General features: G+C 67.2%; 10 protein-coding genes and 2 pseudogenes. 11 read left to right on the forward strand and 1 reads right to left on the reverse strand.

What is annotated here, in order from left to right; genetic code table 11:
* From VTU_RS0118205 to VTU_RS0118230, 4 genes and pseudogenes are all read left to right on the forward strand, one after another.
* Positions 1-420, forward strand: a 420-nt coding sequence (locus VTU_RS0118205) for a phosphate signaling complex PhoU family protein (protein WP_029554543.1), incomplete at its 5' end; no start/stop codon positions are given.
* Between the two features lie 34 nt (positions 421-454).
* Positions 455-1,162, forward strand: a complete 708-nt coding sequence (phoB, locus tag VTU_RS0118210; protein ID WP_010106826.1) for a phosphate regulon transcriptional regulator PhoB — start codon at positions 455-457, stop codon at positions 1,160-1,162.
* 45 nt (positions 1,163-1,207) lie between these two features.
* Positions 1,208-2,682 (forward strand): annotated as a pseudogene (phoR, locus tag VTU_RS28155) (phosphate regulon sensor histidine kinase PhoR).
* A 455-nt stretch (positions 2,683-3,137) separates the two neighbouring features.
* The gene (locus VTU_RS0118230) at positions 3,138-4,664 is read left to right on the forward strand and encodes a UxaA family hydrolase (RefSeq protein ID WP_010106828.1); all 1,527 of its coding nucleotides are present in this window, start codon (positions 3,138-3,140) and stop codon (positions 4,662-4,664) included.
* Positions 4,665-4,705: 41 nt separating this feature from the next.
* Here the strand turns inward: VTU_RS0118230 and VTU_RS0118235 are convergent, their stop codons facing one another.
* Positions 4,706-5,434: an IclR family transcriptional regulator gene (locus VTU_RS0118235; protein WP_010106829.1), complete on the reverse strand. Its 729-nt coding sequence runs from the start codon at positions 5,432-5,434 to the stop codon at positions 4,706-4,708.
* Between the two features lie 101 nt (positions 5,435-5,535).
* Here VTU_RS0118235 and VTU_RS0118240 point away from each other — a divergent pair, with 101 nt between their 5' ends.
* The 7 genes and pseudogenes from VTU_RS0118240 to VTU_RS0118270 all read left to right on the forward strand — a co-directional run.
* Positions 5,536-6,486 carry a hydroxymethylglutaryl-CoA lyase gene (locus VTU_RS0118240; protein ID WP_010106830.1) on the forward strand — a complete coding sequence of 317 codons (951 nt, stop codon included), beginning with the start codon at positions 5,536-5,538 and terminating at the stop codon, positions 6,484-6,486.
* Positions 6,487-6,526: 40 nt separating this feature from the next.
* Positions 6,527-7,716, forward strand: a pseudogene (locus VTU_RS28160) (CaiB/BaiF CoA transferase family protein).
* Between the two features lie 186 nt (positions 7,717-7,902).
* Positions 7,903-8,847, forward strand: coding sequence for an ABC transporter permease (locus tag VTU_RS0118250; protein WP_010106831.1), 945 nt, complete (start codon positions 7,903-7,905; stop codon positions 8,845-8,847).
* Positions 8,844-9,713, forward strand: coding sequence for an ABC transporter permease (locus VTU_RS0118255; RefSeq protein ID WP_010106832.1), 870 nt, complete (start codon positions 8,844-8,846; stop codon positions 9,711-9,713). Before VTU_RS0118250 ends, VTU_RS0118255 begins: the two co-directional genes overlap by 4 nt.
* Positions 9,713-11,572, forward strand: a complete 1,860-nt coding sequence (locus VTU_RS0118260) for a dipeptide ABC transporter ATP-binding protein (protein ID WP_010106833.1) — start codon at positions 9,713-9,715, stop codon at positions 11,570-11,572. Before VTU_RS0118255 ends, VTU_RS0118260 begins: the two co-directional genes overlap by 1 nt.
* A gap of 62 nt (positions 11,573-11,634) precedes the next feature.
* Positions 11,635-13,137, forward strand: a complete 1,503-nt coding sequence (locus tag VTU_RS0118265; RefSeq protein ID WP_010106834.1) for an ABC transporter substrate-binding protein — start codon at positions 11,635-11,637, stop codon at positions 13,135-13,137.
* A 17-nt stretch (positions 13,138-13,154) separates the two neighbouring features.
* Positions 13,155-14,148, forward strand: a 994-nt coding sequence (locus VTU_RS0118270; protein ID WP_010106835.1) for a gamma-glutamyltransferase family protein, incomplete at its 3' end; no start/stop codon positions are given.

Genomic DNA, 14,148 nt, shown 5'->3' on the forward strand with positions numbered 1-14,148 from the left:
CTGGAGCGCATGGGCGACGAGGCCAGCAAGATGGCGCGCATGGTGCGCTCCATCATCGAAAGCGGCGCCCCGCGCTCGCTGCCCTCGAGCGACCTGCGCGTGGCCGCCGATCTGGCCTCGGGCCTGCTGCGCAAGGCGCTCGACGCCTTCGCCCGCCTGGACACCAAGACCGCGCTCGCGATCCTCAAGGAGGACGACCTCATCGACAAGGAGTTCGACGGTTTCGTGCGCAAGCTCGTCACCTACATGATGGAAGACCCGCGCACCATCTCGCCGAGTCTGGACCTGCTGTTCCTGGCCAAGGCCATCGAGCGCATCGGAGACCATTCCAAGAACGTCGCCGAACTGATCATCTACCTGGTCATGGGCAAGGACGTGCGCCACACCGCGCTCGACGAGATCGAGTCGGTCGTCTTGTAAGCCACACAGACCCACAAAGGGCTTGGACAGATTTATGAGAAAGCTCCCACGTGTCCTGATCGTCGAGGACGAACCCGCGATTGCCGAACTCATCGCCGTGAACCTGCGGCACAACGGGTTCCAGCCTTTCTGGGCCGAGGACGGTGACTCTGCCCAGCGCGAGCTCGACGCCGTTTTGCCCGACGTGATCCTGCTCGACTGGATGCTGCCCGGGCAAAGCGGTTTGCTCCTGGCCCGCAAATGGCGTGCCGACAGCCGCACCAAGCCGATCCCCATCCTCATGCTCACCGCGCGCGGCGACGAGCCCGACAAGGTCGCCGGGCTCGACGCCGGCGCCGACGACTACATCACCAAGCCGTTTTCCACGCAGGAACTGCTGGCCCGCATCCGCGCGGTGCTGCGCCGCCGCGCGCCGGAGCAGGTCTGCGACAGCGTGGCCATCAGCGATCTGCTGCTCGACGCCGGAACCTACCGGGTGTCCTTTCAGGGGCAGTTGCTCAAGATCGGACCCACCGAGTTCAAACTGCTGCATTTCCTGATGAAGCACGCCGAGCGGGTGCACAGCCGCTCGCAGCTGCTGGACAAGGTCTGGGGCGACCATGTCTTCATCGAAGAGCGCACGGTGGACGTGCACGTCAAGCGGCTGCGCGAGGCCCTGGGCGCCGCGTCCACCATGGTGGAGACCGTGCGCGGCGCGGGCTATCGACTGACCGCGCAGCCGCAGGTCCCGGCGCAGGCCTGATTGCGGGCCGCGATGTCCCTGACCTGAGAAGGCTCTGCAATCCGCATGCTCTGGGGTATTTCGTGCTTCTTGCTCTGGCAGTTGGCCGGGGGCGGCCTGGGGTGGTGGCAGGGCGGTTCCTGGGGCGCCGCGTTGGGCGTGGCCGCAGCCACCTGGGCCTGGTTCTTCTGGGATCTGTTGCGCGGCGCGCGCGTGCGCCACTGGCTGCGTACCGGCGAACTCGCCGACACGCCGATCGTGCGCGGCGTGTGGGGCGAGGCAGCGGACCGTGTGCGGCGCCTGCTGCGCACGCAGGAGGCCCAAATCCGCACCAGCCAGAACCAGTTGCAGGAAATCCTCGCGGCGCTGCATGCCTCGCCCAACGGCGTCGTGCTGCTCGACGCGCAGGGGCGCATCGAGTGGTGCAACCAGATGGCGGCGAATCAATTCGGCCTCGACGCCCAGCGCGACGTCATGCAGTCGATCGGCAACCTGCTGCGCAACCCCGAATTCACCGCGTACTTTGCCGCCAAGGACTTCTCCGGCGACGTGGTCATCGAGGGGCATTCGAGCACGCCGTCGCGGCCGGTGCGCATCTCCGTGCACCTGCATCCCTACGGCGACGGATGCACCTTGCTGCTCTCGCGCGACGTGACGGCGCTGGAGCAGGCCGACGCCATGCGGCGCGACTTCGTGGCCAACGTGTCGCACGAAATCCGCACGCCGCTGACCGTGCTCACCGGCTTTGTCGAGACCTTGCAGACCCTGCCGCTGAGCACCGACGAGCGCGCGCGCTACCTGGGCATGATGGCGCAGCAGGCGCAGCGCATGCAGAGCGTGGTGCAGGACCTGCTGACGCTCTCGCGCCTGGAGGGCAGCCCGCCGCCGGGCATGGCCGAATGGACGCCCGTGCAAACACTCATGCAGCGCTGCGAGGAAGAGGCGCGCGCGCTGTCCTGCCTGCTCACGCAACACCAGCCGCGCCCGCACGCGCTGCGCTTCCCCCCGCAGAGGTCTTGTGCACCGCGGGGGAAATCGCCGGGGTTCCCGCCGAGTTGCAGAGCGCGCTGTCCAACCTGATCAGCAACGCCGTGCGCTACACGCCGGCGGGCAGTTCCATCAGCGTGCGCTGGGAACGCAAGGAGGACGACAGCGCGGTCTTCTCGGTGCACGACACGGGTCCGGGAATCGCCCCCGAGCACATCCCCCGCCTGACCGAGCGTTTCTACCGCGTTGACCGCAGCCGGTCGCGCGAGACCGGGGGCACGGGTCTGGGGCTGGCCATCGTCAAGCACGTGCTGCAACGCCACGGCGCCACGCTCGGCATCACCAGCACCCTGGGCAAGGGCTCGGTGTTTTCCGTGAGTTTCCCCGCGAACCGGCTGCGCAGCCCGGCCCGGCCCGCGCACCAGAGCATGGTGGCGGCGCTCCACGGCACGGCGCCCAAAGGGATGGGGATAGGGATGGGCGTGGGTGCGGGCGAGGGGAGCCTGGCCCATGCGCTGCTGCCCAGGCCGCAGCCCCTTGGCGAGGTGCAGTGAGCGTAGCCCCGATCGGAGCTCAACGCCCGGGTATGGCATCGACCCGGTCGGAAACTCGGGTTTTGCCCGATGGGTGAAGCGGGCGCAGCGCCTTACCCTCGCCGGGCTTTGGCGTATGCATGGACGGCCTTGCCGTTGCCGCGCAAGCCAGCGCACCCGATCCCCGGCACGACAACGGATAACGGCCCCCCGATGAGCAGAAAACGAAGCACCCTGCGGGCACTCAGCGCCTGCGCACTGTCATCGCCTTCGCCGAGGTCTACTTGGCGCTGCTGCACCCGCCAATGGGCATGCTGCTCTTCGTGCTGGCGCGCGTCCCGGGGGACTGAGCATGGAGCGCACGACCGTGGCCATCCTGCCCTGGTTGCTGCCGTTGCTGCCGAGCCCGGGCCTGATCCCCGGCACGCCAAAGCCCGTGCTCCGGATTCCCAAGACGTTCTACTGAGCCTGCGACCATGACGCCCCACATCCGACTCCACAGCGCCGACGACGTCGTCATCGCGCGCACCCAACTGCTTGGCGGCAGCGCCGTCGAGCAGGTCACCGTGCGCGGCCTGATCCCGCCGGGCCACAAGGTCGCGATGCGCGCCATCGCCCCGGGCGAACCGGTGCGCCGCTACAACCAGATCATCGGTTTCGCGAGCCGCCCCATCGCGGCCGGCGAGCACGTGCACACGCACAACCTCGACATGGGCCCGAACAAGGGCGACTTTGCCCGCGACTACGCCTTTGGCGCCGACGTGAAACCCGCGCCCGCAAGGCGCGAGGCCACGTTCATGGGAATCCGGCGCGCCGACGGCCGCGTGGCCACGCGCAACTACATCGCCGTGCTCACCAGCGTGAACTGCTCGGCCACCGCCGCGCGCGCGATCGCCGAGCATTTCTCGCGCCAGACCAACCCGCAGGCGCTCGCGGCGTTTGCGAACATCGACGGCGTGGTCGCGCTGACCCACGGCACGGGCTGCGGAATGGACACGCAGGGCCTGGGAATGCAGATCCTCGAACGCACGCTCACCGGCTACGCCACGCACCCGAACTTTGCCGCCGTGCTGGTCGTCGGACTCGGCTGCGAGGCCAACCAGATCGACCGCTGGCTCGCCGCAGGCCATCTGACCGAAGGCGAAACCCTGCGCACCTTCAACATCCAGGACACGGGCGGAACGCGCAAGACCATCGCCAAGGGCGTGGCGCTGATCGGGCACATGCTGCCGCAGGCCAACGCCGTCCGGCGCGAACCCTGCAGCGCGGCGCACATCACGATCGGGCTGCAATGCGGCGGCTCCGACGGCTATTCGGGAATCAGCGCCAACCCGGCGCTGGGCGCCGCAGTGGACCTGCTGGTGGCGCACGGCGGCACCGCCATCCTCAGCGAAACGCCCGAGATCTACGGCGCCGAGCACCTGCTCACGCGCCGCGCCGCACGGCGCGAGGTGGGGCAGAAGCTGGTCGAGCGCATCAAATGGTGGGAGCATTACACGGCCATTAACCAGGGCGAGATGAACAACAACCCCTCACCCGGAAACAAGGCCGGCGGCCTCAGCACCATCCTGGAAAAGTCCCTGGGCGCAGTCGCCAAGGGCGGCACGAGCAACCTGGAGGCGGTATACGAATACGCCGAGCCGGTCACGGCGCATGGTTTCGTCTACATGGACACGCCGGGCTACGACCCGGTCAGCGCCACGGGCCAGGTGGCCGGCGGAGCGAACCTGATCTGCTTTACCACCGGCCGCGGCTCCGCCTACGGCTGCGCGCCCTCGCCCGCACTCAAGCTCGCAACCAACTCGGCGCTATGGCAGCGGCAGGAGGAAGACATGGACATCAACTGCGGCGAAATCGTCGACGGCAAGGCCACGATCGCGGAAATGGGCCAGCGCATTTTCGACCTGGTCCTCGCAACCGCCTCGGGCGCGCACTCCAAGAGCGAGCAGCATGGCTACGGGCAAAACGAGTTTGTTCCGTGGCAGGTGGGGGCGGTGATGTAATGCGCGGCCTGCGCAGCGGCAGGACCTGCTTGCGAAGGCACTCAATCAACCTGCCCATGCAATTCGCGAGCCGCCTGCACAACGGCTCCGATATGGCGTTCATCGTAGCGGTGCGCCGGACAGATCAAGGTAATCGCCGCGACCACGGTCCCTTCGGCGTTGAGTACCGGGGCAGAGATTCCGGCCAACTCGGCCAAGCGATCCCCCACTGCGGCATAAAAACCATCGGCACGGATGCGCGCATAGAGCCGTCGGTCGCGCCCTGCGGCCTTGCCCCGCACGGGATCGAATGCGCACAGCACCCTGCCGCCCGTGCCCTTGTCCAATGGGAGCAGGTCTCCCGCACGGATATGGTCGCGCACGGGATGCGGCGAATCGACGCGGTACAGACATAGCCGCGCGTCGCCCCTGCGCACGTGGTAGGCGGCGCTCTCCCGGGTGGCGTGCACCAGTGCCTGCAACACCGGCAGTACCAGCCGATCCAGGGAGAACGAGGCGGTGTAGATCGCATGCACGCGCATGACCTCCCGGCCAATGGCGTAGCGTCCGTCGGCCAGGCGCTGCACCCATCCGGCATGCTCCAGCGATGCCAGCAGGCGCAGCGCCGTGCTCTTGTACAGGCGCGTGCGCTGCGCCAGATCCGCCAACGCCAATGCCGCGTCCCCTGCGCGGAAAGCGGCCAGCAGGCTGAGCGCGCGGTCCACGGCGGCCACGCCGCCATGCGCGGCGTCGGCATCGGCAATCGATTCCCGGGCAGGTTTTCTGGGCATGTTCGCAGGGGGACAGTCAGCGCTTGACAAGCAGGGGGCAGTTCGGCGAGCATTTTAATGCAAGGAACTTCATTCCAACTGTCAGAACGACGAGCCCCCCTATGCCACCCCCATCCGGGACGACCGCGCACCCACCTCCCGAGGTTCTGATCAGCGAGGTCGGCCCCCGGGACGGCCTGCAATCGGTCAAGACCACGATGCCCAGCGCAGACAAATGCGCGTGGCTGGACGCGCTGGTTGCTGCGGGCCTGCGCGAGATCGAGGTGGCTTCCTTCGTTCCTGCAAAGCGCCTGCCCCAGATGGCCGACGCGGCGCACGTGGTGCGCCATGCGTGCCGGCATCCGGGCCTGACGGTGGTGGCACTGGTGCCCAACCTGCGCGGGGCGCAGGACGCTCTGCGGGCAGGGGCGCACAAACTGACGCTTCCCGTTTCCGCGAGCGCGGCGCACGCGCTAGCGAACACCCGCAAGACACCCGCGGGGATGGTCGAGGAAGTCCGCGCCATTGCGCGGCTCCGGGATGAACTGTCCCCCGGCACCCGGCTGGAGGTGGGGATCTCCACGGCCTTCGGCTGTAGCTTGCAAGGGCCGGTGCCGCCGGACGACGTCGTCCGCCTGGCGGCCGAATGCATCGCGGCCGGCGCCGATGAATCCGGCCTCTCCGACACCGTGGGGTACGCCCATCCGGCGCAGGTGCGCAGCCTGTTTCGCCGCCTGCGCGCAGAAATCGGGGAGCACGCGGGCGCAGCCCATATGCACAACACGCGCGGTCTGGGCCTGGCGAATTGCTTCGCGGCCTGGGACGCGGGCGTGCGCACTTTTGACGCGTCGCTGGGCGGGCTCGGTGGCTGCCCGCATGCGCCGGGAGCCTCCGGGAACGTGGTCACCGAGGATCTGGTTTTCATGTTCCAAGCCATGGGAATACGCACCGGCATTGACTTGGAAAAACTGTTTGCCGCGCGCCAGGCGCTGGCCGCGGGTCTGCCCGGAGAGCCCCTGTACGGCATGACGCCGCAAGCCGGTTTGCCCAAGGGATTCGGGCAGCGGCCGTAGCGCCGTCCTGCTCCCTGCTGCCTAATTTTTGGAACGACCAATGACGGAAAACAGCGCACGGCCCCTGCCATACGAAGGCATCCGGGTCATCGAGTTCGCCCACATGGTGATGGGCCCGAGCTGCGGCATGCTGCTGGGGGACCTGGGGGCCGAGGTGATCAAGATCGAGCCCGTCGGCGGGGACCGCACGCGCAGCCTGCCGGGTTCTGGTGCCGGCTTTTTCCCGATGTTCAATCGCAACAAGAAGAGCGTTGCACTGGATCTGAAACAGCCCGAGGGCGTGGCGGCCGCGCTGCGCCTGATCGATTCGGCAGACGTCGTGAGCGAGAACTTCAGTGCCGGCGTGATGGACCAGCTGGGGCTCGGATACGACGCACTGCGCCAGCGCAATCCCAGGCTCATCCATGTGAGCCACAAGGGTTTTCTGCCCGGGCCTTATGCGCACCGGACGGCCTTGGACGAGGTGGTGCAGATGATGGGGGGCTCGCGTACATGACCGGGCGCGCCGGCGACCCGCTGCGTGCCGGCAGCAGCGTGAACGACATCATGGGCGGAATGTTCGGGGCCATTGGCGTCATGGCCGCATTGGCGCAGCGCGAGAGGACCGGTCGGGGGAGCGCGGTGCAGTCCTCCCTGTTCGAGAACAACGTGTTCCTCGTGGGCCAGCACATGCTGCAATTCGCGGTGACGGGGCAGCCCGCGGCGCCGATGCCGAGCCGGGTCGCCGCCTGGGCCATCTACGACGTTTTCACCGTCCAGGACGGCGAGCAGATTTTTCTCGCCGTGGTCAGCGACAAGCAATGGGCGCTCTTTTGCCACGCATTCGACCTCGGGGAACTGCTGGCCGACCCCCGGTTGGCAAGCAACCAGGACCGCGTCCTGGCCCGCGACTGGCTGATGCCCCGCTTGCGCTCGCACTTGGCGCCGTTCAGCGCAGCGCAACTCGCGGCCCGCTTCGAGGCCCGGGGGCTCGCGTTTGCCCCCATCACGCGCCCGGATGAATTGCTCGATGACCCGCATCTGCAAGCCACTGGAGGACTGGCGCCCATCGTTCTGGACGACGGGCGGCCCGCGCGCGTCCCCCTGCTGCCCTTCACGCTGGACGGAAAACAGCCGGGCCTGCGCCTGAATCCACCCCGGGTCGGCGAGCACACCGATGCGCTCTTGCGCGCAGCGGGTTATAGCCAGTGCGAGATCCAGGATCTCAGGCAGCGGGCCATTGCCCGGTGAGTCGAATAACGTAAGCAACCCATCCACCAAAGCAAGGTGGTTGCAGTGCGGTGAGAGACCACCGTTCGGCCCAGGGAATACCCCTAGCCGAAGCGCCGCAACCAGGGCCGTTAGCGGATTACGCCATGACACAATTCACATCTGGTCACGGGCGGTTTGACGCGCTTGTTCTGTCGTTTCCCTTCCATGCTCAGACTCATCTTCCGCCGTGTGCTCGTCGCGATTCCGACACTGATGCTGGTGTCGATGCTCGTCTTCCTGTTGCAAAAGATTCTTCCCGGAGACCCGGTGCTGACGCTGGCCGGTGAGGAGCGTGATCCGGCCGTGCTGGACTATCTGCGCGAAAAATACCGCCTCAACGATCCCTTGCCCATGCAATACGGGGCCTGGGGCTTGCAGGTGCTGCGGGGCGATCTCGGCAAGTCACTGCGCACGGACGTTCCGGTGACTGCGCTGATCGCCCAGAAACTGCCCGTCACGCTGCAGCTGGCCGCCATGAGCATGTTCTTCGCATTGTTGGTGGGCATCCCGATGGGCATCGTCGCCGCCGTGCGCAAGGGCAGCTGGGTCGAAGCGGGGGCGAACATGGTGGCGCTCTCGGGCATGTCGATCCCCAATTTCTGGCTGGGCATCCTCCTGATCATGGTGGTGTCGGTGCAATGGAAGCTGTTGCCGGCCTCGGGGTACGTGTCGCCCTTCGAGGACTTCTGGCGCTCGATCCGGACGATGCTGATGCCGTCTCTCGTGTTGTCCACCGCCATCGCGGCCTACCTGATGCGCCACACCCGTTCCGCGATGCTGGAGGCCTTGTCGGCCGACTACGTGCGCACGGCGCGCGCCAAGGGCGTGGCGCCGCGGCACGTGGTGCTGCTGCACGCGCTGCGCAATGCGCTGATACCGATCGTGACCTTGGTGACGCTGCTATTTGGCGAGTTGCTCGCCGGGGCGGTCCTGACCGAGCAGGTTTTCACGATTCCGGGTTTTGGCAAGCTGATCGTGGACGCCGTGTTCACCCGCGACTACGCCGTGGTGCAAGGCGTGGTGCTGTGCGTGGCCGGAGGCTTCATTGCTTTGAACCTGCTCGCCGACGTTCTGTATGTCTGGGTGAATCCCCGTTTGAGGCACGCATGAGCGCCGTGCTTGCAGCGACGACCGCCGCGCCGCTGCGCAGCCGCGCCTGGGGAAAGTTCCGGCGCAACCATGCGGCGCTGCTCGGCCTGGGGATCGTGCTGTTTTTCGTTTTGCTGGCCTTGCTCGCGCCGCTGCTTGCCACCGCGGACCCGTTGCAGACGCGCTTCACGGCCATCCGCAAGGGGCCTTCGGCGGCGTTCTGGCTGGGCACGGATGAGCTGGGCCGCGACATCTTCAGCCGCATGGCGTACGGCGCGCGCGCGTCGCTGACGGCTGGCCTGGTGTCGGTCTGCATTGCGCTCATCGCGGGCCTGCCGTTCGGTCTGGTCGCCGGCTACTTCGGCGGCTGGATCGACAGCCTGGTCTCGCGTGCCACCGAGGCCCTGCTGGCCATTCCGTTCCTGATCCTTGCGATCGCGTTGGCGGCCTTCCTGGGCCCGAGCCTGATGAACGCGATGATCGCCATCGGGGTCTCCGCCGCGCCCAAGTTCGTGCGCCTGACACGCGGGCAGGTGCTCGCGGTGAAAAGCGAGGACTACGTGCACAGCGCCCGCGCGCTGGGCGCATCGGATGCGCGCATCATTGCGCGGCACCTATTGCCCAACGTGATGCCGCCCTTGATCGTGCAGGCGACCATCACCATCGCGACCGCCATCATTGCCGAGGCCAGCCTGTCGTTCCTGGGTCTGGGTTTGCAGCCGCCCGACCCGTCGTGGGGCTCGATGCTCAATACGGCGAAGAACTTCATGAGCCAGGCGCCCTGGATGTCGATCTTCCCCGGTTCGGCCATTTTCCTCGTGGTGCTCGGGTTCAATCTGCTGGGCGACGGCTTGCGCGACGCGCTCGATCCGCGCCAGGACAGGTGATGGTGATGGCCGCGCTGGACTCCCGCCGCACGCTGCAGGTCGAAGGCCTGAGCGTGCGGTTTTCGACTCCCGAGCGCAGCGTCGACGCCGTGCGCGACGTCTCCTTTCATGTGGACCGCGGAGAAACGCTGGCCATCGTGGGCGAGTCCGGTTCCGGCAAGTCGGTCACGGCGCTGGCGCTGATGCGGTTGGTGGAATACGGTGGCGGCAGGATCGTCCGCGGCGCGCTGCGGCTGCGCCGGCGCAACGGCGACGTGCTGGACCTGATGCATGCGTCGGAGCGCACGCTGCAAGGCGTGCGCGGCGCCGACGTGGCCATGATCTTCCAGGAGCCCATGACCTCGTTGAACCCCAGCTTCACCGCCGGCAGGCAGATTGGCGAAGCGCTGCGACTGCACCAGGGTCTGGGCGCGGCGGCAGCGCGCGCCGAGACGCTGCGCATGCTCGAGCGCGTGCGCATCGCGCAGGCCCGAGCCATCCTGGACCGCTACCCGCATCAGCTCTCGGGCGGCATGCGCCAGCGGGTGATGATCGCGATGGCGCTGTGCTGCAGGCCGCAGTTGCTGATTGCCGATGAGCCCACCACGGCGTTGGACGTCACCATCCAGGCGCAAATCCTGTTGCTGATCCGCCAGTTGCAGGAAGAAATGGACATGGGGGTGATCTTCATCACCCACGACATGGGCGTTGTCGCCGAGGTCGCGGACCATGTGCTGGTCATGTACCGGGGGGAGAAGGTGGAGGAAGGGGCCTGCGAGGAATTGTTCGCCACGCCGTGCCAAGCGTACACGCGCGCCTTGCTGTCCGCGGTGCCGCGACTGGGCGCAATGCGCGGCACCCACCAGCCCGCGCCGTTTGCGCTCCTGCATGGGCAAGAAACCGCCGGACCGCCCATCGACGGGCCGGACACCGTGCGCCGCGAGAACGGCCCGGTGCTGAGGGTCCGGGATCTCGTGACCCGTTTCGACATCGCGGGGGGTATTTTTGGCCGGGTCCGGGCGCGTGTGCACGCGGTGGAGAAAGTCAGTTTCGACCTGTTCCCCGGCGAGACGCTGGCGCTCGTGGGGGAGTCGGGATGCGGCAAGACCACCACCGGCCGCTCGCTCGTGCAACTGGTCAGGAGCCAGGGCGGCCGCATCGAGCTCGACGGCCAGGATATCGGCAGCTTGCGCGGCGCCGCGATGCAGACGCTGCGCCGGCATATTCAGTTCATTTTTCAGGACCCGTTTGCGTCCCTGAACCCGCGCATGACCGTGGGCGACTCGATCATGGAACCGCTGCTGATCCACGGCGTGGCGCGCGGCCGCGCGGCCCGGGAACGGGTGCGCTGGCTGATGGACAAATGCGGGCTGTTGCCCGAGATGGGCGCGCGCTACCCGCATGAATTCTCCGGCGGCCAGCGCCAGCGCATCTGCATTGCGCGCGCGCTGGCATTGAACCCCAAGGTCGTCATCGCCGACGAGTCCGTGTCCGCGCTGGACGTATCCATCCAGGCGCAGATCGTGAATTTGCTGCTGAGCCTGCAGCGCGAACTGGGCCTGTCCTACCTGTTCATCTCGCACGACATGGCGGTGGTCGAGCGCATCAGCCACCGCGTGGCCGTGATGTATCTGGGGCAAATCGTCGAGATCGGCCCGCGCCGGTCGATTTTTGAAAATCCCCAGCACGCCTACACCAGAAAGCTCATCGCGGCCGTGCCCAGCGCCGACCCGAGGCGGCGCCAGCGCCAGCAGTCCCTGCAGGCCGACGAGATCCCCAGCCCGGTGCGCACGGCAGGCGACGAGGCCATCGTCGTCGCGCCCTTGGTGCAAGTCAGCGCGGGCCATTTCGTGGCCCGGCATGCGGTGGGTCCCTACTGAAGGGAACGGGCACCACGGCGCGCACACCCTCACCAGACCCTTGAACCCCAGGAGACCTCTTCATGCGTCCATTTTGTTTCGCCATGGCCACCGCAGGAATGCTCGTGAGCAGCATGGCCTGCGCACAGTCCAGCTTGCGCATCGGCTTGCAGGACGACCCGGACACGCTCGATCCGGTCCGCTCCCGTACGTTCGTCGGCCGCATCGTGCTCGCCTCGCTGTGCAACAAGCTCGTGGAAATAACCCCCGATCTGAAGATCGTGCCCCAGTTGGCGCAGTCCTGGGCTTGGTCCGGCGAGAACAAGACGCTGACGTTCAAACTGCGCGGGGATGCGCTGTTTCATGACGGCACGCCGGTCACCGCAGCGGCGGTGAAGGCGAACCTGGACCGCGCGCGCACCCTGCCCGACAGCAATCGCAAGAGCGAGCTGGCCACCGTGGCCAGCGTTCAGGCACCGAACGCCAACACCGTGGTCCTGCAACTGTCCGAGCCCGACGCCTCCTTGCTGTCGCAGCTGTCCGACCGTGCCGGCATGATGCTCTCGCCCGCCACGTTCGCCAAGGATCCGGGGAGCAGGCCGGTGTGTTCCGGCCCCTACCAATTCAAGGAGCGCGTGCAGAACGATCGCATCGTCCTGGAGAAATTTTCCAAGCACTGGGACGCAGCGAACTACCATTTCGCACGCCTGATCTTCACGCCGATTCCCGACGCCACGGTGCGCCTGAGCAACCTGCGCGCGGGGGATCTGGACATCATCGAACGCGTGGCCCCCATGGACACGAAGACCGTCCGGGACGACAAGAGCCTGAATCTGCTGCCGGTCACCGGCCTGGGGTTCCAGGCCATTTCGGTGAACCTGGGCAACGGTGCGGGCGCCAACAACCCGCTGGCCAAGGACAAGCGCGTGCGCCAGGCGCTGGACCTGGCGATCGATCGCGAAGCGATCAATCAGATCGTTGGCGAGGGCATGCTCCAGCCCGCGCACCAGCCTTTCCCGCCCGAAAGCTTTGCCTACAACAAGGCCTTTGAGCACACGGGCCGCGACCCGAAGAAGGCGCGCGCCCTGCTCAAGGAAGCCGGCTTTGACCGCGTGAAACTGGAAATCACCTACGGCAACAACACCACCATGCAACAGGTGTGCGAGCTGATCCAGGCGATGGGCGCCGAGGCGGGGTTCGACATCAGCCTGCGTCCGGCCGAGTTCGCGTCCCTGCAATCGGCTCTGGCGCGCGGCGACTTCGTCGTGGGCCAGAGCGGCTGGTCTGGCCGCGTTGACCCCAGCGGCAACGTCCACCAGTACGTCAGCTGCAAGGGCAGCCTGAACGACGGCAGATTCTGCAACGCGGACGTGGATGCCGCGCTCAACAGCGCACGCGCCGAACCGGACGAGGCCAAGCGCCGCGCCCTGTACGACAAGGTGCTCGCGACCCTGCAAGCCGAACGCCCCATCATCTATCTGTTCTACCAACCCTGGATCTTCGGCGTGCAGAAGAAACTCACCGGGTTCGTTCCCCACCCGGACGGCATGATCCGGCTCCGGGCCGTGTCGTTCACCAAGAAATAACTGAAAGGTATCGCACCATGTTTACCACGCGCCCGGAAATTCTCGGCACCTTCGGGGTCGTCACCTCGACCCACTGGCTGGCCAGCGCCGCCGGCATGGCCATGCTCGAGCGGGGCGGCAACGCCTTTGACGCTTGCGTGGCATCGGCCTTTGTTCTGCAGGTCGTAGAGCCCCATCTGGTCGGGCCAGCGGGCGAAGTGCCGGTCGTGTTCCATTCGGCACGCACCGGTCTGGAAGTCCTGTGCGGACAGGGCACGGCGCCAAAAGCCGCGACCCTGGAACGCTACCGCCGCGAGGGCCTGGACCTGATCCCGGGCAACGGCCTGCTGGCCACCGTGATCCCCGGCTCCTTCTCCGCCTGGATGCTGCTGCTGCGCGACCACGGCAGCATGCGCCTGCGCGACGTGTTGGAGCCGGCCATCTACTACGCTGAGCAGGGCCACCCCCTGCTGCCGCGTGTCGCCGACACCATTGCCGGGTTGAAAGATTTCTTTCAGGCGCACTGGCCCGGCAGCGCAGCGACCTACCTGCCAGGGGGCCATGCGCCGCAGGCACGCAAGTTGTTTCGCAACCCCGTGCTGGCCCGAACCTGGAGCCGTGTGCTCGATGAGGCCGAGCGCGCCAGCAGCGACCGGGAGCGCCAGATAGCGCGCGCGTGCGACGCTTTTTATCGGGGCTTCGTCGCCGAGGCGATAGACCGTTTCGTGCGCCAGACCGAGGCCATGGACGAGAGCGGAACGCCGCATCGCGGCGTCCTCAGCGGCCAGGACATGGCGGGCTGGTCGGCGAGCTACGAAAAGGCGCTCAGCTGCGACTACCACGGCTACACCGTGGCCAAGGCCGGTGCCTGGAGCCAGGGCCCGGTTTTCCTGCAAACCTTGGCCTTGCTCAAGGGCATGGACCTGGGCCGCCTGGGGCCCTGCAGCGCCGAGTTCGTGCACCGGGTCACCGAGGCCATGAAGCTGGCCTTCGCGGACCGCGAGGTCTACTACGGTGACCCAGCGTTCGTGG

This window comes from Verminephrobacter aporrectodeae subsp. tuberculatae At4, assembly GCF_000193225.1.
GTDB classification, from domain to species: domain Bacteria; phylum Pseudomonadota; class Gammaproteobacteria; order Burkholderiales; family Burkholderiaceae_C; genus Acidovorax; species Acidovorax aporrectodeae.